16 protein-coding genes and 1 tRNA gene are annotated in these 19,977 nt (G+C 65.0%); 3 read left to right on the forward strand and 14 right to left on the reverse strand.

Annotated elements, in window-relative coordinates:
* Window positions 1-206: 206 nt before the first annotated feature.
* The 12 genes from IWX81_RS11045 to IWX81_RS11100 form a co-directional block, all read right to left on the reverse strand.
* A complete protein-coding gene (locus tag IWX81_RS11045; RefSeq protein WP_199281377.1) occupies window positions 207-1,223 on the reverse strand; it encodes a sortase in 1,017 nt (338 codons plus the stop codon).
* On the reverse strand, window positions 1,220-1,996 hold the full coding sequence (locus tag IWX81_RS11050; RefSeq protein WP_199281378.1) for a hypothetical protein: 777 nt from the start codon (window positions 1,994-1,996) through the stop codon (window positions 1,220-1,222). The genes IWX81_RS11045 and IWX81_RS11050 overlap by 4 nt, the downstream gene beginning before the upstream one ends.
* Entirely contained in the window at window positions 1,993-3,192 is a 1,200-nt protein-coding gene (locus IWX81_RS11055) for a DUF916 domain-containing protein (protein WP_199281379.1), read from the reverse strand. Before IWX81_RS11055 ends, IWX81_RS11050 begins: the two co-directional genes overlap by 4 nt.
* Before the next feature lie 143 nt (window positions 3,193-3,335).
* The gene (locus IWX81_RS11060) at window positions 3,336-4,616 is read right to left on the reverse strand and encodes an Ig-like domain repeat protein (protein WP_199281380.1); all 1,281 of its coding nucleotides are present in this window, start codon (window positions 4,614-4,616) and stop codon (window positions 3,336-3,338) included.
* A gap of 35 nt (window positions 4,617-4,651) precedes the next feature.
* Window positions 4,652-5,761, reverse strand: coding sequence for a substrate-binding domain-containing protein (locus IWX81_RS11065; RefSeq protein WP_199281381.1), 1,110 nt, complete (start codon window positions 5,759-5,761; stop codon window positions 4,652-4,654).
* Between the two features lie 131 nt (window positions 5,762-5,892).
* Entirely contained in the window at window positions 5,893-8,643 is a 2,751-nt protein-coding gene (locus IWX81_RS11070; RefSeq protein WP_199281382.1) for a hypothetical protein, read from the reverse strand.
* Window positions 8,633-10,408, reverse strand: a complete 1,776-nt coding sequence (locus IWX81_RS11075; protein WP_334593934.1) for a phosphate ABC transporter substrate-binding protein PstS — start codon at window positions 10,406-10,408, stop codon at window positions 8,633-8,635. Before IWX81_RS11075 ends, IWX81_RS11070 begins: the two co-directional genes overlap by 11 nt.
* 2 nt (window positions 10,409-10,410) lie before the next feature.
* On the reverse strand, window positions 10,411-11,757 hold the full coding sequence (pstA, locus tag IWX81_RS11080; protein WP_199281383.1) for a phosphate ABC transporter permease PstA: 1,347 nt from the start codon (window positions 11,755-11,757) through the stop codon (window positions 10,411-10,413).
* Window positions 11,757-12,806, reverse strand: coding sequence for a phosphate ABC transporter permease subunit PstC (pstC, locus tag IWX81_RS11085; RefSeq protein ID WP_334593936.1), 1,050 nt, complete (start codon window positions 12,804-12,806; stop codon window positions 11,757-11,759). The genes pstA and pstC overlap by 1 nt, the downstream gene beginning before the upstream one ends.
* Entirely contained in the window at window positions 12,790-13,155 is a 366-nt protein-coding gene (locus IWX81_RS11090; RefSeq protein ID WP_199281384.1) for a hypothetical protein, read from the reverse strand. The genes pstC and IWX81_RS11090 overlap by 17 nt, the downstream gene beginning before the upstream one ends.
* A 306-nt stretch (window positions 13,156-13,461) precedes the next feature.
* A complete protein-coding gene (locus IWX81_RS11095) occupies window positions 13,462-14,517 on the reverse strand; it encodes a hypothetical protein (RefSeq protein ID WP_199281385.1) in 1,056 nt (351 codons plus the stop codon).
* A 156-nt stretch (window positions 14,518-14,673) separates the two neighbouring features.
* Window positions 14,674-14,745 (reverse strand) — tRNA-Gln (locus IWX81_RS11100).
* A 120-nt stretch (window positions 14,746-14,865) separates the two neighbouring features.
* Here IWX81_RS11100 and IWX81_RS11105 point away from each other — a divergent pair.
* A complete protein-coding gene (locus IWX81_RS11105) occupies window positions 14,866-15,606 on the forward strand; it encodes a hypothetical protein (protein ID WP_199281386.1) in 741 nt (246 codons plus the stop codon).
* Here IWX81_RS11105 and IWX81_RS11110 read toward each other — a convergent pair.
* Window positions 15,603-16,244, reverse strand: coding sequence for a DedA family protein (locus IWX81_RS11110; RefSeq protein ID WP_199281387.1), 642 nt, complete (start codon window positions 16,242-16,244; stop codon window positions 15,603-15,605). The genes IWX81_RS11105 and IWX81_RS11110 overlap by 4 nt on opposite strands.
* A 101-nt stretch (window positions 16,245-16,345) precedes the next feature.
* On the opposite strand from IWX81_RS11110, the gene IWX81_RS11115 reads away from it, so the two are divergent.
* Together IWX81_RS11115 and IWX81_RS11120 are read left to right on the forward strand one after the other, a co-directional pair.
* Window positions 16,346-17,344: an ATP-binding cassette domain-containing protein gene (locus IWX81_RS11115; protein WP_199281388.1), complete on the forward strand. Its 999-nt coding sequence runs from the start codon at window positions 16,346-16,348 to the stop codon at window positions 17,342-17,344.
* Window positions 17,341-18,174 carry an ABC transporter permease gene (locus IWX81_RS11120; protein ID WP_199281389.1) on the forward strand — a complete coding sequence of 278 codons (834 nt, stop codon included), beginning with the start codon at window positions 17,341-17,343 and terminating at the stop codon, window positions 18,172-18,174. Before IWX81_RS11115 ends, IWX81_RS11120 begins: the two co-directional genes overlap by 4 nt.
* A gap of 19 nt (window positions 18,175-18,193) precedes the next feature.
* Here IWX81_RS11120 and IWX81_RS11125 read toward each other — a convergent pair whose 3' ends face one another.
* A complete protein-coding gene (locus IWX81_RS11125; protein ID WP_199281390.1) occupies window positions 18,194-19,954 on the reverse strand; it encodes a CHAP domain-containing protein in 1,761 nt (586 codons plus the stop codon).
* Window positions 19,955-19,977 lie beyond the last annotated feature (23 nt).

Consider the following 19,977-nt stretch of genomic DNA (forward strand, 5'->3'; position numbering starts at 1 on the left):
TTGGAGCCGTCTTCGACCCAGCCGTCCGGGGAGCGGCGGTGGACTTCTTCGCTGTTGCGGTCGATGCCGTGGCGGGCTTGCGCTGCACTGCGCCCTTCGCCCGCGGCGTAGTGGCTTTTTTGGAGGTGACCGTGCTGTTGGCGCGCGCGGATGCCGCAGTGCGGGTGGGTTTCGTCGGTTCGTCCATGTCGTTTCCTCGGGTCGGGCTAGAGCAGGTTGGGAAGGAGCGTCATCGCGGCATCGGCGGTCGCGGCCCCGAGGGCGAGCACGACGGGGACGGCGATCATCCACGTCTGCCACATGCCCCAGCGACCCCGCACCCAGCGCAGGGCGGTGACGGCGACGGTGAGCCACTGCAGCCAGAAGAGCAGCGGGAACCAGCCCGTCGAATCCGTTCCGAGGTCGAGCTCTGAGGGATCGAGCACCTCCTTCGTGAACACCGGCGAAGGGGTCTGGTTGACGTCGGATTCGAGAGACGCGTCGATGTGCAGGGCTCCGGATGGGGCCAGCGGAACCCCGTTCGCCGTGATCAGCTCGAGGCGCCCCTCGCCCGATTCCAGGGGCTGCGGCAGGAGGTCACCGTCGCGACGCACGCCGAACACCGTGTACGTGGCTTTGCCCTGGCCCGTCGTCACGACGATCTCATCCCCGGGAACCAGCGCGCTCAACGAACCGAACGGGCCGCCGTATGTCGCCTGCCTGCCCATGATGATGCTGGTGCCCTCCTGGCCGGGCATGACGGTGTCGCGGCGATGTCCGGGCCCTTCGGTGAGGTCGCTGGGCGTGGTTCCCTGCACGTAGACCTCGTTGATTCCGAGGTGGTCGATGCTGATCAGCCCCAGCGGGGTGCCATTGGGTACGAGCTTGCCGTCGACATCGAGCTGGCCGAGTGGAGTGGTCGCGAGCGCGAGTTCGGTGCGCAGATCCTGATAGAGCACATACTGCGCCCGGGAGTGCTGCAGCGATCCGATGATCGTCACGTGGGTCACGAAGCCGAGAAGCAGGGCCGACAGCAGCAGCCAGACGACTCCGACCCACCAGCGGATGTCGCGCGGGGTCGGAGCTGGCCGCGTATTACGCGGGCGGTTGGGACGCTTGCGCAGCCAGATCGGCAGTCCCCTGGGCGGCTTCTTCGCCGGGGGCGCCTTCTTCGGCGTGGGCGGTTCGACGGATGCCTCGGCACCAGCCGCGCCATCCACCTCGGGTTCTGCCACCAGGGTCACGGTGTGCTCCCCACCGTGTCGGGCCCGCCACGGAACGCGCGGCCGATGCTGCGCCGGAAGTAGATCGCGAGCACGATGAGCCCGAGCAGCAGTGATCCGCACACGATGACGACCCACCAGAGCGTGGGGATGGCGCCGGCTCCGGCGGGGGTCACGACGGTGAACTCCCCGTTCGACACTTTCTCCGAAACCCAGCCCGTCGCCTCGAGCACGTGGGAACCGGATCGGGTCTCTTCGGGGATCCTGAAGCGCGCGGTGACGTTGCCCGTGGCATCTGCCACGTAACTGTCGATCACCTCGGCGCCGGGATAGAGCACGAACTGCACGTTCTCGCCCGCGTTGTAACCGGTGCCGGTGGCGGTCATCCATTCGTTTGCCGAGATGCGCTCTGGGTCGAGTTCGAGCTTCGACGCATTCTCCGAGGGGGTCGCTGGCGGTATTGGCGCGACCACCTCGCCCGAGGTGCCGGCCGGGGTGGCAGGTGTTGCAGCTGAACCCGAGCCTGGCCTACCCGATCCTGAACCGGATCCGCCCGGCGTCGTGCCGCTTCCGCCGGTCGCGGGCGGTGGTGTCGTGGCGCAGGCCGTCGGTGTGGGCCCGGCGACGTCCCCTCCGCCGGACTGGCCGATGTCGGGAATGGTCACGGTGACCGGCAGCGATGAACTGGTTCCGGGGCAGGTCGCCGCGACGGCGCTGCCGCCCTCGGTCAGGGTCGGCAGCATGCTCGACATGAGGATCAGCGCAGTGATTCCCAGGGCGGTCAGTCGATTCATACTGTCTGAGCCCCCGTGCCGCCCTGGCCGTTGAGCGCTTCGGCCCGCGCAGCCTCGGCTGCTTCGTCGATGGCGTCGTACAGGCGGTCGCGTGTGCCGGTCACGTAGCGGTAGACGAGGAAGATCGCGAGGATCACGATCACGACGAGCGCGAGCAGCGTCCACGACACGGCGAGTGAGAAGGCCGAGGATGACACGGGCAGGAACTCGAGCGCCTCCTCCGTCTCGACCACAGGGGCGTCGGGTGCAGCGGCAGGATCCACGGCGGGATCGGCAGCGACGGGGCTCGTGGGTACCGCAGACGCGCCAGCAGTGGCGGTGTCTCCGACGGGAGTTCCGGCCGTGCCGATGGCCCCCGGCACAAGGGTGACGTTCGACCATGCGAGCAGGAGCGCGGCGACAGCGGGAACCTCTGAGGTCACCCGAACGGACTGCCGGGGAAGGATGTTCGAGATCGGCTCCGGCGTGATCTCACCCAGCGGGATGCTGAACGGGCCGGTGATCTGCAGCTTCTGGTTGACGTCCATCCGCACGTTTCCGGTGTTGCGCACGTCGTAGGTGACGGACATCGTCCCCGGGGCGAAGGGGTTCAACTCGGCCGTGTAGCCGGCGACGAAACCGCTCGTCTCGACTCCGACATCCGGAATTCCCGACACCGTCAGGTAGACCCTGGCACCGACGCGCTGCTCGAGCACGACCGCAGCGCCATCCTCGTTGCCGGTGGTCAGCACGGCCGCGACTATGCCGCCCACGTGGTCTCCGGGAGTGGCATCCGAGGGAACGAGAACGGTGAAAGGGATGCTCGCCTCGGTACCGGGCTGGAGGGTGATCTTGTCGATACCGGTCGTGATCCACGCCCCGGCATCGATGGGAGTCTCTTCGCGCTTGAGCAGGCCGAATGCTCCGGTCTCGAGCTCGTTCCGCGCATCGGTCGCGTAGATGAGGAATTCGGCAGCGGTGGTGCCCTGGTTCGTGACGAGCACCGTGTCGTTGATCTGCGTGCCGGGATCGGTCGTGTAGTCGAAGGTGCGCCGACCGCCCTCTGCCGTGGGGGCGGGCTCCACGCTCCAGGTGATGTCACCGTCGGCCGCCACCGCAGTGGGAGTCGACGCAAATGCGAACGCCGAAACAGCCAACGGCGACAGGGCTAAAACCGTGGCCAGAAGCAGGGAAGCGGGGGTGGTGATTCGGGACATCCGGGTTAGCCAATCAGTGCGAAGCGAGCGGGGTATGAACGGAACGTTAACGACGGATTCGGGAACCGTATCCGCCCGGAAGGATGACAATGGCGGGTCGGGCCAACGCTGCGCTGGCCCAACCCGCCGATGAAGCGACTGACCTAGATGAGGGTCAGGGTGAGCACTGCCGAGTAGTTACCGGCAGGGGTGTTCTTCGGTGCCTTGAGCTGCAGCAGCGCCGAAACGTTGCTGACCTCGACATCGTTGGGAGCACCGGTGGCCAGCGTGCTGATCGTCTTCAGGCCGTTGACCGTAGCCGGAGCCGGAGCAACAACCGCGCCGGCAACCGAGTTCGGAGCACCGGTGACAGCCGGGGTCCAACCCAGGTACTTACCCGAGAGGACCTTCGTGCCTGACGTGAAGTCACCGATTTGGCCGGTGAGGCTCCACGCCGGGTAGTCCAGCTGGCGCGAATCGGTGACAACAGCGTTCAGCGTTCCGGAGGCGTTGAGCGTTCCGGCGCCGAGCGTTGCGGTACCGAGTGCAACCGTCGCCGGCACACCTGTCAGCGTCAGAACTCCGCCACCAGCACCGGCGAGGATCGTCGTGGTGACGTTCGTGGTTGCCTGGACGCCACCGACCTGAACCGTCGCGGTGCCCGAGGTGGACGCCGTGAAGTTCGCCACGTTCGTCGGAACGAAGGACGCGGTGTAGGTGTGCGAGCCGTCGGCAACGGTCGGGAGGTTCGCCGTGGCGACTCCTGAACCGTTGATCGCGACGTTCGACGCAACAGCAGTCGAGCCCTCGAAGAACGTGACGGTACCGACGGCGGTGGCAGGGGACACGGTCGCGGTCAGCGTTACGGCCGAGCCGGTGGCGAGAGCCGTCAGCGAGGTCGAGGTAGTGACTGCCGGAACCGTGGCGGCCTTGACTGCCCAGTTGCCGGTCGCGGCATCGAACGTCATGGCGAGCTTGACGTACGGGTCCGTGAGGCGGTTAGGGGCGGTGGTCGATGCGAAGTAGTACCAACGCAGCTCCCAGTCTCCGGTCACCAGCGGGGTGGTGAGCGCGGTCAGCTGCTTGTTGCTGACGAAGTTGTTCGTCGGGCTGATCGAGCGGTCGTGGAATGCCGGCTGACCGTTCAGGCCGCTTGTTCCGGCCGTTGCGGGCACGTTTCCAGCGTTACGGGCGTTAGCAAGCGATCCCATTTCAACGCCACCCTGGTACGCGAAGGTACCGGCCAGCAGGTTGTTCGGAGCGACTGCTCCGACACTCAGGCTGATGCTGTCGAACAGGTAGGTGTCGGAGACGTTACCTGAGGTCGGCGTGACTGCGAGGGTTCCGGGGATTTCGGCAGCCGAAGCGGACTGGGCAGCAGTCAAGCCTCCGACAGTGAGCGCCGCGGCAACCGCGATCGCTGCGATCTTTTTAGAGATGTTCATGTCTTTCAGGGTCCTTTTCGTTTTTCTATCGGGGGTTAGTAACGGAAGGCTTGCTTGTAGGTGGTGGTGTTGCCGCAGAGAGAGCCGATGGTGCCGAATCCGTACTGCTTGATCTGGGCGGTAGCCGCACAAACCGACGAAGTCGTTCCTGAGAAGGTGTTCTTGAGCAGGGTGTCTGCGGTCGACGTGCCGGTGAGGCGGGAGGACTGCACGACGTTGAACACGAGGCGGTTGATCGGGAAGGAGGAGTTGAGCTCTACGCCACCACCCGGGGTGAGCAGGATGGGCTTGACCGTGTCAACGCCGCCCAGCGCGATGTTTCCACGACGCTCGATCACGTTGGTCGGCAGTGCACCGTGGTTACCCTGCGCGATGTACTGCGCGATGGAGAACGGCGCGATGTCACCGGCGTTGCGGATGTACGTTCCGTTGTGCTCCTGGGCGGTGTTTCCGATGTCGGTCGTCGGGGTTCCGATGATGCTCGTCTCGGTCAGTCCGAGAGCTCCGAGCCAGAACGAGCGGGTGCCAGATCCTGCCTGCGGGATGATCGGACGGATCGTGACCGGATTGAAGTCGCCATCGGTGTACGACGTGACTGCGCCGCGGTAGATGTTCCGCAGCGTGAACGGCGCGGGCGAAACGGCATCCTGCGAAGCGGCTCCGAGGGCGATGTCGCGCGGGAAGTCGCTGGCCTGGCTCACTGCGTACGTGACGGCGTCACGGGCGAAGGGAATGAAGGTCAGGTCCGTTCCGACGAACGAGCTGCTCGGTGCGCTCGAGCTGCGAGCGAAGTCGATCTGGCCGGTGATGCTCACGCCACCCGAAGCCGGGAAGGTGCGAACGCCGGTGTTGTTGATCGACGCACTGAGAGCCTGGACTCCGGAAGTGGAGCCGTTCGGACGGTTGAACGTCGGGCCGCCCGACGTGGTCTGGATCGTTGCCGAGCCAGTCGCGTCGTAAGAGCCGATCGAGGTGACAACCGTTGCGACGCCATTCAGAACATCCTGAGTGGTGTCTGAGCCCGCGCCGTTGAGCGGCTTGAAGCCGATCGGGTCTGCGTATGCGGGGGCCGCTGCGCCGAAAGCGATCGTCGCGGCGGCAGCAGCTGCCACCACGCCGAGGCGCAGCTTGTTCTTTTTGAGCATTGTGTTCCAACCTTCGTTTGGTATGGTGCCCCTGCAGTTCAGTCCGGATGGACTAGCCCCTCATTGGCTTTGCGGTTCGATGAGGGGTTTTCTTATGCGTCGGAGCGAAACGCACAGGAAGTTTCGGGTGTTTAGAAGAAACCTCTGCCTCTGAGCAAGACGGGGGCGACGAGCAATCCCGCCAGACCGATGACCAGAGCGATCACCAGGCCGGAGAGAAGTAGTGGGTCGGTGGACGAGGCGTTCGTCCGGGCCGCGGAAAGCTCGTCCACACCGGCCACCACGGCCGGGTCGGCTGCGGCACCGCTTGCAGCAGCCCCCGAGTCGGTTGCCGCCTCGAACGGATCCTGGGCAATGCCGTTGGACGGCGATGCCGGCTTGGGCGGTGCCGGAGTCGACGTGGGCTGAGGTGCGACGTACGAGTCGATCTGGGCGATGCCGGCGACGGCCTGAGCCTTCAACTCGTCAGTCAGGGGGACATATCCTTCCGGAAGCTCGCCCGGCGCTGTGCCGAGAATCTGTCCGCTCGTCGTGACCTGCTTCAACATCGCCGAGATGGTCTTGCGCGGCTCGACCTGGGTCTTCGTCAGGTTGACCCCGGCGTAGGTGATCATGGTCATCGGCCATCCATCAGCCCCCACTTTGGCCGGGTTGATCTGCTTGATCGAATCGAGGCTGGTCGGCTCCACCGCCGACAGCGATTTCGTCACCGTTTCGGAGGTGGGCCTGACCGTCTTGACGTCAGCAGGCAGGGTCGCAGCCGTGACAACGGTGCCCGGAACCGTCAGGCTCGCCGTGCTGATGCCCCACCGCTGAGCCGACACACTGTCGGTGACAGTAATGATGAAACGCTGGCCGGGGATCTGGGCGCCGTTGGACTTCCAGTCCCCTTTCTCTCCCACCGCGTTGACGGAGTTCGGGTCCCAGAGCGTCTTCGCTCGCGAGTCTGCGCGGAACGCCTGGCGAGCACCGGAGAGGAAGGTATCTGCGTACGGCGCGAACTGGATCGAGTCGAAACGTGAGCGCTCTGTCGAGAGCTTCAGGGGCATGACGGTTTGGTCGTACTTCGAGAAGTCATCAGCCGGCTCGTCGACCAGCTTGCGCGGGGAGCCGTCGAGCTTGCTGAGTCCAACCTCCCGTGTCGTAGCAGTTTCGAGGTATTCCTTGGCCTCGCTCAGGTACCACGGGATGGTGGTCGTCGCAGCGCCCCTGGGCAGGTAGTACGGGTTCACCGTCATTCCCCACGGGTCCTTCGTGCCGGAGAGGAAGGCGCGGGCATCGGCGTCTGCGAGGATCCACCGCCATACCTGCTTGATGCCGTCGGACTTGGATCCTGGAAGCACGAGGGACGGGACGTACTGGAACTGGAAGTAATTCGTGGGGTTCAACGCTTTGAACTCGGGATCCTGGAACGGTTTCGTGTAGGTCTGGTTGACAGCTCCGAGGTGAGTGGCGTTTTGGCCCTGGCTCGAGGTCGACTGCGGAACGAGGAACGGATAGGACTGCGTCAGGTACTTCGCCATCAGCCGGGGCGAGACGACAAGGCTTTCCTGTCGACCCGACGGGGATTCGGCGACGAATCCGACCACCATCGCCGACACCGCCACCGGCACGTAGGAGATCGTCGTCTTCGACAGGTTCGTGCGCTGAGTCTCCGTGGTCAGTTCGCCCGGGCTCACCGGGTATCCGCTGTAGGCGATGTTTGGCGAGTTCGCCCCGGTTTCGATCAACTGGGCACGCGCCAGCACATCCGAGTTGGTGGAAAAACTGAAGGTCGACTTGACGGTCGTGCAGAGCGACGGCTGCCATGAGCTCATCGCCGCGGTCATCAGCTGCGAACCGATCACCCTGGTCTCCGTGCTGCCGATGGCGCACGATGCACCCGTCGGCCTGAAGTCGAGAGGAACGACTATGCGGTTGTCGAAATAGTCGCACTGGTCGTTGACGGGGCTTCCGCCCTGGATGACGTTCCTGTCTCCCTTTGTGAAGGGGTCGCCATCTCTTGTAGTGATGCCGCTGCACTTGGCGCCGTCGCCACCGAAGTAGGTACCGCGGGGAACGATGACGAGCCAGCACCTCGGGTTCTTGGCCGAACCGCAACCCAACTGCGGGGCCGAGTCGGCCGACTGCGTTTCGAAGTCGAAGTATCCCGAGCCGTCAGAACCGATGCGAGCGGCGTTCACCTCATTGGTGGTGGATGAACTGAAGTAGTTGAGCATGTCGTACTGGGTGAGCCCGTCGACCAGGCGCGGCTTGCCGCTGACCTCGGTGCCGCCCGCGGTGCGGAACTGAACGTCGTGGTCGGTGGGATTTCCGAAGTCGTTGTCGAGCGGGCCGACCCGGCCGAGGTTATCGGCGATCACCGAGTCGCCGACGCCGGTGCCATCCACTCGACCGCCCCATTGGCAGGTCTCGTTGAAGTCGGCGGCCTTCGGGTCTGGCCCCCAGCACTGCATGGCCTGGACATAGTTCTTGGCGTTATCTGCCGCAAATCCGTCCTGGCTCTGCGTCGAGCTGATCGTTGGTCTGAACCCGGTGACGGTCACGCGGACCGTCTGGTCGACGATCCCCTGCGTCTGTGACACCGAGACTTTGATGTCGTCGAATTCGGAAAAACTGCCTCTCGCGAACGAGTCCGTCTTATCGCGTTTCGGCTGAAAATCCTTTGCCGGGGAGAGGTCGCCCTGCCATGCGACGGTTAGTTCGGAGTTGGTGGATGTCGCGGCAACAGCGGGCGTCGCGTCGAGGGGAACGACCACGACCAGGCCCATCACTACGAGCGTGACGAGTGCACCGGAGACTGCCGCCACGGCGCGCCGGAGGCTGCGTCGTGCTGGCGATTTCGGGTGGGGGAGCATCACAGAGAGCACGTTATGAGTCACCTTTCGAAGCTGCGGCACTACCACGTTTCCTAAAGGGGACACCGAGATGAACTTTCGGAATTCCCAGCCGATTCCGGGATGGCTTCTGGAACTGCATCTGACCCGCGGGCCTCCGCTTCGTCGGACCCCGAGGAATGCCCACCATTGCAGCCCGCCGACGGGCCACGATCGGGGGAAGAACGACGAGGGCGATGGCCGCCATGGCGGCAAGCAGCATGAACGCGAGCGTCCTCAGCGACAGGTCCCGACCCGGGAGATCGATCGGCGAGCCCGCGACGATCGGGTCTCCTCCGGCGGTCAGTCCGACTGCTTTTCCGTCGACGGCTGTTGGCGCCCCGCCCGACCCGACAGCTCCTGCCGCGCCGCCAGCACCTGCCGCTCCCGCTGCACCCGTTCCGCCTGCTGCTGCCGAGCCACCGCCCGAAGCGGAGGACGAACTGTCCGCGGTGACGGTTCCTGCCGCTCCGCCGGTGCCCGTGAGGCACTGGTCAGCGCCCTGCTTATCGCAAGCCTGGGGCTGGGGCGCCTCGTTCGCGAGCTTATTGGTGCCATCCGGGGAGAATGTCGGGTTGTTGCAACTGGCGATGGTCTTGTTCTGGGGGTCTCCCCCGGGAATCTTCTGGGCCTGCTCGAGACCCGCGGAGGCGAGGTTGACCGGCAACGGTGAATAGCCGAGCACCTCGGCCTGCTGTTGGCCTTCGCACAGGAAGTAGGAGACGAAGTCAGCGAGCGTCCGCCCCTTATTGAGCGAGAAGTTTCCTTCGACTGCCGTCGGCACGATCATGTAGGAATAGGACGACAACGGATAGGTGCGCGGATCCCCGTTGCCGTAGACACCGCCCAGGTTGGCGGTGAGATAGTCGACGGACGTCTCGTCGGAGTTGATCACGGCGGCCAGCAGGGATACTGCGACGTTGGATGCCGTCGGCTCCGTGTAGTACCCGGCGCTGTTCAGCACCTTGGCCACGGGGAATCCCTCGTTGAGCGCATAGGACGTCTCGACGTAGGTGATCGCCCCGGCCGCATCGCCTTTGACGAATCCGGCGACGCCGTCTGAACCCTGCTGGCTCACGAACGCCGAGCCCGGGACGACCGGGTAGTTGGAGGTGATGCCGCAGTTCGAGCGGCCGGCCTTGGCGCAGTACGCGTTCCAGATGTCCGGATGCTGCGAGCGCATCCACGCGGAGAACTGGGCCGTCGTGCCGGAGCCGTCGGAGCGTACAACGGGAACCACGGTGATGGCGGGGAGCGTGAGTTTCGGGTTGTCCTTCGCCACCGCGGGGTCGTTCCACTTGGTGATCACGCCGGTGAAGATCTTGGCCAGGGTGTCTCCGGACAGCCGGAGGTTCGTCACCCGCTGGCCGCCGATGGCGAGGTTGTACATGAACGAGGTGCCACCGGCGACGATGGGGATGTAGGCGAACTGCCGCTTCGGCCTCGGGTCCGGCGCATCACTGCCGCTCAGGGCGTAGGGGATCTCAGAGACACCGAAATCCATGGAGCCCTGGGAGAACAGCGTGCGACCCGCGGTGGATCCGTTGTTGGTGTACGAGACTGTCCAGCGATAGTTCGCGAACACGTTTCTGATCCACTGGTCGAGGGCGTTCGCCGACCAGCTCGATCCCGAGCCCTGCACCGACTGGTACTCAGAGCCGACCTCGGCCTGGGCCGCAGTGGTGCTGGCAACACTGGATCCCAGTGTCAAAGCGGTGACGATCACTGCGACGATGGTGCCCTGGATGCCCCGGCGCAGGGGCAGCGTCATGTTCACGAATCTTCGTCTTTCCTGGTCGGTGCTGGACTGGCTGTGGTCTTTTTCGCTGATCGTGGTCGGCCTATCCCGAGCCGCGCGAACGGTGAACCGCGCGACGCTCCTCCGAGGGTGCGATCGAGCCCGAGCTCACGACTGCGGTAGCGGTAGTCGTCATCACGGGACTGCCTCGCCCGCGCGCGCTGCTGGCGCGTGGAGAGCTGGCCCGCTCCCCTGCCCCCGATGGCGCGGGCGAGCGCGAACAGGATCACGACGAGAACCATGAGCACGGCTGCCGTGCCGAATCCACGGGCGACCATGTTCAGCTCGGGAGACTTGACGAACGTGAAGGTCGTGAGCGGCAGGGACGTCATGGGCCCGTTGAACGGGTTGAGGTTGAGGAACGTCGTCGCCCCTGCGGTCAGCAGCACCGGCGAGGTCTCGCCGATCCCGCGAGCGGTGCCGAGGATGATGGCCGTCGTGAGCCCCGACTTCGCCGTCGGCAGAGTGACGTTCCAGACCGTGCGCCACGTCGAGGCACCGAGGGCTCGAGACGCTTCCTTGAGGTTTCCCGGCACGAGCCGCAGCACGACATCGGCCGATCGGATGATGATCGGCAACATCATCACGGTGATGGCGAGGGACGCGGCGAATCCCGAACGGTTGAAGCCGAGGAAGACGATGATCGTGGCGTAGATGAACAAGCCGGCGACGATCGACGGCAGGGCGGTCATGGCCTCCACGATGGTGCGCACGAAGCTCGCATATCGGCCGGGGAACTCGCTCAGGAAGACGGCCGTGAGCAGGCCGAGCGGAATGCTGATCGCGAGCGCGATGGTGATCATGATGAGCGTTCCGACGACGGCGTGGATGACGCCACCCTCGGTCAGCGGGTCCAGGGGGCCGGCGTTGCTCATGTCTTCGGTGAAGAAGTTGAGATTGCCCAGCGGCGCGAGGCCGCGACCGAAGGTGTAGATGACGACGGAGAACAGGGCGAGCAACAGGATGAACGCGAGCGACTGGATGAAGACGGCGACGAGGCGATCCTTCACCGTGATCCGGTTCTCGTCGAACGAGGTCAGGATCGCGAACAGGATGAGGAAGATCAGGTAGGAGATCAGCACGAAACCGAGCTCCCCCTGCAGGGGAAGCGCGAAGAAGTAGAGCCAGGACGTGAGTCCGATCGCTGCGGCGGCGGATCCGAGCATCCGGATCACGTCGACCGTGCGGATGGTCGCGGTGGACCGGCGGGGCTCGTCCTTCGCCAGCGGTGTCGCCATGGTGGGGTCCCGGGTCCACGTGCGTGGACCAGTACTCGTCGGCTCGACGGTGGGTGGTGCTTCGGTCAGTTCGATGGTGGACATCAGTCGCTTTGGCTCCCTGAGCGGCTTCGCACGATGATCGTCGATGCAACGAAGTTGACGACGAGAGTGATGAGGAAGAGGGCGAGACCGGCTGCCATGAGAGCGGAGATCTCGAAGACCGACGCCTCGTTGTAGCGCAGCGCAATCAGGGCCGAGATCGAGTTCGCGCCCTTCTCGAGGATGTTCGGCTGGATCACGAACACCGGCGAGATGATCAGGAACACCGCGATGGTCTCGCCGAGCGCCCGGCCGAGACCGAGCATGGTGCCACCGATGATGCCGCCTCGCCCGAACGGCAGCACCACGTTGCGGATCATGCCCCAGCGGCTCGCACCGAGCGCGAGGGCACCCTCCCGCTCGCCGATCGGCGCCTGTGTGAACACCTCGCGCATGATCGAGCTGGTGATCGGCGCGACCATGAGCGCCACCACGATTCCGGCGATGAAGGTGGATGCCGCAAACACCGTCGGGCTGGCGAGCGGGTCGTTCGTGTCGAAGCCATTCACGCGGAAGAACGGGATCCAGTTGAGATAGGTCGACAGCCACTGGGAGACCGGGATGATGTTGGGGCTGAGGAAGAACACGCCCCACAGTCCGTAGACCACGCTGGGCACGGCCGCCATGAGGTCGACGATCGTGACGAGACCGTTCTTGATCTTGGCCGGCGCGTATTCGCTGATGTACAGCGCGGTGCCGAGGGCGAGAGGAAGGGCAAAGGCGATCGCGGTGAGGGCGATGAAGAAAGTTCCGGCGAGCACCGCGGCGATGCCGAACTTTCCCGAGTTCGGGTCCCAGGCCTGCTCGGTGAGGAACGACGGCCCGGCGACCTGCAGCGCAGTGAAGCCCTGGTAGGCGAGGAACAGCCCCACGAGCGACATGACGGTGACCACGATGGTGCCGCCGCCTCGCGCGATCCAGCGGAACGCGGCATCCGGCCGGTCGATCTTCGACGACAGTTTGCGGGGCTTGTCTTCGGGAACGGGGAGTGCCTCAGTTGCCGGCTCGGCAACCTCGAGCACCGTGGTGTGGGTCTTATCGCTGTCGGCCAAGGTCGCCTCCCATCAGCGCAGGCAGGTTGAGTCGTGCGCCGGTGTGCAGGGTCGCGGCGGCGATGGCCTTGCGTGCGATCTCGATCGAGTGGCGGCGGTCACGATCAGTGACGTACCATCGAGCGCACGTCATCACGGGTACGCCATCGACCGTGGAGTACCAGCCGTACACTCCGCGGCCAGATTCGCTCACCTGCTCGACCACCGAGTCGGCGCTCGAATCGACGACGTGCTGGGCGCCGGCGGTTGCTGACTCGAAGGTGCCGTAGACATCCACGCTGCGGGCCAGTTCGCGGTTGTTCGCAGACACCAGTTGCCAGACAATGCGGCTGTCTCCGATGACAGGCACGATGGCTCGCGGCGTGCGACCGACAACCCGCGAAACGTGAGTAATCCAAGGGGTTAGCTTGGGGCTCTCGGCACTTTGGAAGCGCACGAAAACTATGCGAGGACCAACAGCCATTGTCAGGCCACCTTCTACTGAGACAGGAGCCTCGACATCGGGTAGCGAGGCGAGAGCAGTCAAATCTCAGGCACTAAACGCGTCGCGTCGCAATCGCATACAACAGCGTTTTTTTAGGTGAACAATGGATGTCTCGGGGTACCGCCCGGGGTACATCCGACTCCGCCTCCAGGCCTCGCTGACGTAGTGGCGTCAGCCGAGGAATGACGCGACGACCGAGGCACCTGTACCGCCGGGGACTGCGTCCACCAGTTGATCGACGCTGACCATCACGGCCGTCGAGCCGACCATCATGCTCAGGTGACACGTGCGCGCCCCCTCCCACTCGCTGCATTCCTCGCCCGCCCAGCCGGCACGCAGTCCGCTGCGTTCGACCCACTCACCGCCGGGGACGGCCGTGAGAAAGGTGTCGGCGCGACCGGAGTTGACGTCTGTTGGATCAGTGAAAGTGGCCAAGCAGCTTCGGACAGACTGACGATCAGCCGGATCGATTCCAGCCTCCTTGAACCATGCAAGGCTCTGATTTTCTACTGGCTCGACAGAAATTTGCGAAAGACCCAGTTCAGCGGCGACTGCGGACCAGTTCACGATCGCATCACAAGAGGAAAGTGTTCCCCGGGATGCACGAACAGGGTCAGCCGGCCCTGCCGAAAGCTGGTCGGAAATTCTCGATACCAGTAGCTCACTATTCGAGCCAGGCCGAGGCGTCACGACATAGTTGTAAAGGTCGGATTGAATCGCGTCAACCTGGTTCTCAAGAAGGTTGTGAAACGTCACAGAAAGCCACACCTCCTCGGTGATGCGGTTCCAGACACATGAATTGACGCTCGATGGGCTGCCGAAGCACGACACCTCCTGACGGGCTGGAGAATCGCCGGTCACAACTCCGTCGCTCGGACCAGCAAGAATCTCGAGGTAGGGCGCACCCGCACCGATGTATGTCCCTTCGCCCCAATAGCAAACGAGGGCCCCGTCTGCGATCAGCGCCTCCGTTGCGCGGGGGCGGAAATAATCGCTGGGGTTCAAGGAAAGAGACTCGCCGTAGATTGCCGCGAAGTCGTCTTCGCCTATGAGCGACGCGCAGTCGAGGCCGAATCGGTTGACGGGCATCTCGGTGGGATCTGTAGTCGGCACCGCCGTGGGCGTGGCTGTCGGCTCTGCGGCAGGCACACCACCGGTTGCGGCGCATCCGCTCAAGAGCACAATCGTCAGAAAGGAGCTTGCAACGGCGACGGACAGCTTGGACATGGGGCCACTGTATGTGTCGTAAGCAACTTCTGCTCACCATCACAATTACGAAAGCATCTCGATCGTTGCCGCAGGAAAATTCAGCTCTCGCCTACTCGAACCTCGACCAGATCACAACTGAGCGGATGAACCCGTAGTTATCGGAACCCCTCCCGGCTCCGCCTCCAGGACTCGAACCTAGACCTAACAGCTCCAAAGGCTGTCGTGCTGCCATTACACCAAGGCGGACCGCACATGCGTGCCGGTCAAGTCTGCCAGACCGACCGGGTGGCTCGCTCCGGGGCCGGACTGCTGCCGTTAACTTTCGGTCGATAAGTCGTTACCAGCCGACCCTATGATGTGCGCATTATGAGATCGCGCACCGTCCTCGCCGCAGTCCCCGTCCTGCTGCTCCTCGCCGGCTGCACCGCAGCGCCGACCCCCACACCAACCCCGGTTCCCGAGGAATCGAACGTCCCCGCTCCGACGCCGGAGGACACCCCCACGGCAGTGCCGCCTGGCGAGATCGAGCCCGACACGACACTGATCGTGAAGTCAATCGCGACGGCCCCCAATGGCGCCCAGCTGCAGCTCGAGATGCGCGTGCGCCAGCCGATCTCCTTCGATGACGTGCCCAACCAGACGCTGCCGGGGGCCTTCATCGAATCGTGCGGAGCTACCTACAACGCCGACCTGTTCGCGGCCGAAGCGTGGAGCTTCGCCCGGGCGAACATCAGCGCGGTGCCGACGGCCGCATCCACCGCCGAATGGCCCTCGGATGCCGCAGTTCAGGTCATGCCGACCCCGGGCACTGTGCCGGTCGTCGGGCGTGGGATGCTGCGTGAGACCGCGGAGGCGACGACGCCGTGTGCCGACGCCAAGTCGTTCTCGAGCCTGGGTAACGGAGCGATCGCGCTCGGGATGAAGGGCGACAACGGCACCTTCCGAGGCTGGACGAGCCAGCGCTACGGATTCACGGCTGCGGCCGGTGTGACCTTCAGTGACTGCAGCTTCGCGCTGACCGACCTCGGTACCCAGTTCGGTGGCGGCGGCGATGCATGGTCGTCAGTCTCAAACGGTGGAACCTGCACCATCGGCGCCAGCTCTTAGTTCGACACCCGCCTGCGACGCACACGACGGATCACGAGCCACACGATGATTCCGGCGAACGCGGCATACACGGCGTAGTTGAGGTATGAGGAGTACTCGTCGATCAGGTGGTACTGGGTGCCGAGAGCGGCTCCGAGACCGATCAGCAACCCGTTCCAGATCGCGCTGCCGGCGACGGTGAAGATGGTGAAGGTGAGCAACGGCATACCTGCAGCACCGGCCGGTATCGAGATCAGGCTCCGGATGCCCGGGATGAAGCGCCCGAAGAACACCGCCGGCCTGCCATGCCTTGTGAACCAGTCAGTCGCTTTCTCGAAATCCTCACGATCGACGAGCGGGAGTTTCGAGAGCCACCTGATCGATCGCTCGACGCCGAGCTTCGCCCCGAGCGCATAGAGCACGAGGGAACCGAGGTAGGCGCCAAGGGTGCTCGTCACGATGATGAGGGCCATGTTGAGTCTGCCCTGCTGGGCGAGAACGCCCGCGAGAGGCAGGATCACCTCGCTCGGAATCGGGGGGAACACCGTCTCGATGAAGGTGAAGAGGCCGACGCCCCACTCGCCGATGGCGTCGATCAGGCCGGCCGCGAATCCGACGATTCCGCCGAGGTCGCCAGGGTCAGTGGTGGTGGTCAGCACACTCCATCTTCACAGCTACCCCTGTGCGAATGCCGGAGGGCGGCACGGGGAGGCCGAATTCGTATGGCCGGATGTCGCTGGCGACGAGTAACATCTGCCGCGTGAGTTTCATCGAGGCCGACAGCCTGAAGAAGACGTACACCCCACGCGGGGCATCCCCCGTCCATGCCCTCGACGGTCTCGACCTGGCCGTGCCCCAGGGCACCGTGACGGCCCTGCTCGGCCCGAACGGCGCGGGCAAGACGACGACAGTGAAGGTGCTCACCACCCTCATCACCCCGGACTCCGGCACCGCCATCATCGACGGAATCGATGTCATCGCGAACCCCGAGCGCATCCGCCCGATCATCGGAGTCTCGGGCCAATACGCGGCTGTCGACGAGAACCTGACGGCCTTCGAGAACCTCGATATGGTCGGCCGCCTCTACCACCTGGGCGCACGCACCTCCCGGGCCCGCGCTAAAGAACTCATCGCCCTCTTCGATCTCACCGAGGCGCAGAACCGGCCGGTCAAAGGCTTCAGTGGCGGCATGCGCCGCAGGATCGACCTCGCCGGGGCCCTCGTCACCAGGCCGAGGGTGCTGTTCCTGGATGAACCCACCACCGGTCTCGACCCGCGCAGCAGACTCGGCATGTGGGACATCATCACCACCCTCGTCGGCGAAGGCACCACCGTGCTGCTGACCACGCAATACCTCGAAGAAGCCGACCAGCTCGCCGACAGCATCTCGGTGATCGACGACGGCAAGGTCATCGCGAAGGGCACCTCAGACGAACTGAAAGCTTCTATAGGTGGCCAGCGGGTCGAGCTCAGCCTCGTCAGCGCGGATGACTCGGCCGCCGCCCGCGAGATCCTGGCGCGTTACGGCTCCGGTGAACCGACAGTCACCTCCGACGGTCGTGCTCTCACCGTCACCGCGGATGATGCCCCGGCCGCCCTGCAGCGTATCTTGGCGGATTTCGGCAGCAGCGGCATCCAGCTCTTCGATGCCGGCATGCGTCGACCCACACTCGACGACGTGTTCCTCAGGCTCACCGGCCACGTCGCCACTCTGGAAGACGAGTCGCCGGAGAACACAAAGAAGAAGGTAAAGAAATGACCGCGGATGCCCCCCGGCAGCAGTACAGCGCGTCGCTTGCCACCTGGCTGAACGACGGCTGGATCGCGACCCGTCGCAACCTCATCAAGATCAAGCGTGTGCCAGACATCCTGGTGTTCACGACGCTGCAGCCGATCATGTTCGTGCTGCTCTTCACCTACGTCTACGCCGGCGTCATTGACATCCCCGGAAGCACGTACACCGAGTTCATCATGGCGGGCATCTTCGCCCAGACCGTCGTGTTCGGCTCGACATACTCGGGTTCGGCGATGGCCAACGACCTCAAAGACGGCATCATCGACAGGTTCCGTACCCTGCCGATGAGCCCGTCATCCGTGCTCGTGGGCCGCACGAACGGCGACCTGCTCATCAACACCATCTCCATGATCGTCATGATGACGACGGGTTTCATCGTCGGTTGGCGCATCCGCTCCAGCCCGCTCGAAGCCATCGCCGCGGTGGCCCTGCTGCTGCTGTTCGCCTACGCACTGTCGTGGGTGATGGCGTTCATTGGGATGAGCGTGCGCAGCCCCGAGGTCATCAACAACGTCTCCTTCCTGATCCTGTTCCCCCTGACGTTCCTGTCGAATGCGTTCGTCCCGAGCGACACGCTGCCGACCCCGCTGCGGATTTTCGCCGAGTACAACCCGGTCTCCGCCCTTGTGCAGTCGGCCCGTGAACTGTTCGGCAACGTGCCGGAAGGCGCGCCGACCTCCGACGTCTGGACCCAGCAGAACCCCGTGCTGACTGTGCTCGCCGGCATCGCGATCATGCTCGTCATCTTCGTACCTGCATCGATCCGCAAGTTCCGCCAGATCAGCACCCGCTGACCGGGCGCAGCGGCCGGAATTATCCGGCCTGGATGATGAGCGGGTAGTCGAGCCCCACATCCACCGGCGTCGACTCGGTGCCAGCCCTGATCCCCGTCGAGACCCTGTGCCAGCCGCTGCTGTCGAGCCAGACCTGGTTGACGACGCCATCCTCGTTCAGGATGACCTGCACGGCACCGCCGACGACCACCGCCGAGATCGCGCCAGCCGCCTCGATGCCCGTGCTCTTCTGGTGCCAGCCGAGGGAGTCGCCCCACGCCTGCTGCAACTCGCCGTCCTCGAGGGAAAAGACCTGGGGCAGCGAACCGCCCACGTTGACGGCCGTGATCGCGCCGGTGACCGCGATGCCGGTGTCGGTGACCTTCCAGCCCTCCATGCCGCGGCGCACCTGGAACAGCGTTCCGTTCTGCGAGACCATGATCGTCGGCCAGAGTCCGCCCATGTCGAGCGCAGCGATCTCGCCACTGACCTTGATACCGGTCGGCATCTTCTGCCAGCCCGACCTGCTCGCCGCCGTGAGCACCAACTGGCCGTCGTCGATCGACACCACCTGCGGCCACGCGCCGCCCATGTCGACGGCCACGAGCTTTTCGCTGCGTGACGGCACGCCGGTGTCGGTGACGACCCATCCGTCGGTCGTCCTCGTGGCGGTGCTGAGTGTGCCGTTGTCGGCGAAGACAAGTTGGGTGGATGCCGCGACCGGCAGGCCCGTGACGCTGTCCTGTGCCTCCACCGCCCGCATGGCCACGGCGCTCATGGCGCTCGGCTGCTTCAGCAGCCCGGTGCTGCGCTCCTGCCATACCGGCGCTCCGGGCTCGCCCGTCAGGGGGAGTTCCGTGGCGGTGGGCGTCGGAGTCTCGGTCGGCACCGGGGTCGGGTCCACCGGTGCCGGCGCGGGCGCGGGTTCCGTCGGAGCGGGCTCAGGCGCCGTGGTCGGCTCTGGCGCGGGCTCGGCCGGGGCGGGGGTGGGCGCAGGGGGCGATTCCGGGGCCGTCGGCTGGGCATCCGGCGCCTTCCACCCTGAGGCGCCACCGAGCGGTGCGGGAACGATGAACGGGTTCGCGGGAGCCTCGCCGGGAAGGGCGAAGCTCGGACGGGGCTCCTGCTGCGGAGGGATGCTCGGGGCGACGTCGCCCGGCTGCAGCACCTGCTCCTCGACCGGCGCCACTGTGACAGGAACGGGCACCTCGAAGGTGACCTCGCGGATCCAGCGGGACTTATCACCGAAGTGGATGAAGTTCGAGACGGTCGCGGCATCCACAGTCTTGAAGGTCAGCGGGCCGCCCATGTTGTTGGGCCGCCACGCATCTTCGGAGATCAGGATCGTGCCATCGTCGTTGACCTTCTCGACGTAGGCGACGTGGCCGTACATCCCCATGTTGGACGCGTAGGCATTCCACTGCGCGACGGCACCGACAGCGGGAACCCTGTCGACTCCGATGCCGTTGGCGATCGCGGATTCCGCCCACTGGCCCGCATCGCCGAGGCCGATGTTGGGGCGGCCGACTCCGTTCGAGATCAGCTTCCAGGCGACGTAGTTCGTGCAGTTGTGCCCGGCGCCCATGCCCCAGTAAGAGATCTGGTCTGCGGTGCCCCTGGCGGCCTGCCAGAGTCCGCCGTCGCAGGCGTCGGTCGTGCACACGACTGTGGATCGCACGACGGCCGGTGACGCGGGCGCCGCAGCGACGCCGGCGGGGGTGAGTGAGCCCACGAAGATCGCGAGAATAGCCGAGGTGGTGACCGCGCCGAGGCGCGACTTCAGGCTTCGATCCGTGCTCACCTCACCATGGTGCCAGCGCGTCG

The sequence above is a fragment of the Salinibacterium sp. CAN_S4 genome (assembly GCF_015752305.1).
Taxonomy (GTDB): domain Bacteria; phylum Actinomycetota; class Actinomycetes; order Actinomycetales; family Microbacteriaceae; genus Rhodoglobus.

Coding starts and splice junctions, on each gene's coding strand:
- IWX81_RS11050 (WP_199281378.1), bottom strand. CDS start 1,996: ATGAATCGACTGACCGCCCTGGGAATCACTGCGCTGATCCTCATGTCG.
- IWX81_RS11105 (WP_199281386.1), top strand. CDS start 14,866: ATGAGATCGCGCACCGTCCTCGCCGCAGTCCCCGTCCTGCTGCTCCTC.
- pstA (WP_199281383.1), bottom strand. CDS start 11,757: ATGTCCACCATCGAACTGACCGAAGCACCACCCACCGTCGAGCCGACG.
- IWX81_RS11060 (WP_199281380.1), bottom strand. CDS start 4,616: ATGAACATCTCTAAAAAGATCGCAGCGATCGCGGTTGCCGCGGCGCTC.
- IWX81_RS11065 (WP_199281381.1), bottom strand. CDS start 5,761: ATGCTCAAAAAGAACAAGCTGCGCCTCGGCGTGGTGGCAGCTGCTGCC.
- IWX81_RS11075 (WP_334593934.1), bottom strand. CDS start 10,408: ATGACGCTGCCCCTGCGCCGGGGCATCCAGGGCACCATCGTCGCAGTG.
- IWX81_RS11095 (WP_199281385.1), bottom strand. CDS start 14,517: ATGTCCAAGCTGTCCGTCGCCGTTGCAAGCTCCTTTCTGACGATTGTG.
- IWX81_RS11120 (WP_199281389.1), top strand. CDS start 17,341: ATGACCGCGGATGCCCCCCGGCAGCAGTACAGCGCGTCGCTTGCCACC.
- IWX81_RS11055 (WP_199281379.1), bottom strand. CDS start 3,192: ATGTCCCGAATCACCACCCCCGCTTCCCTGCTTCTGGCCACGGTTTTA.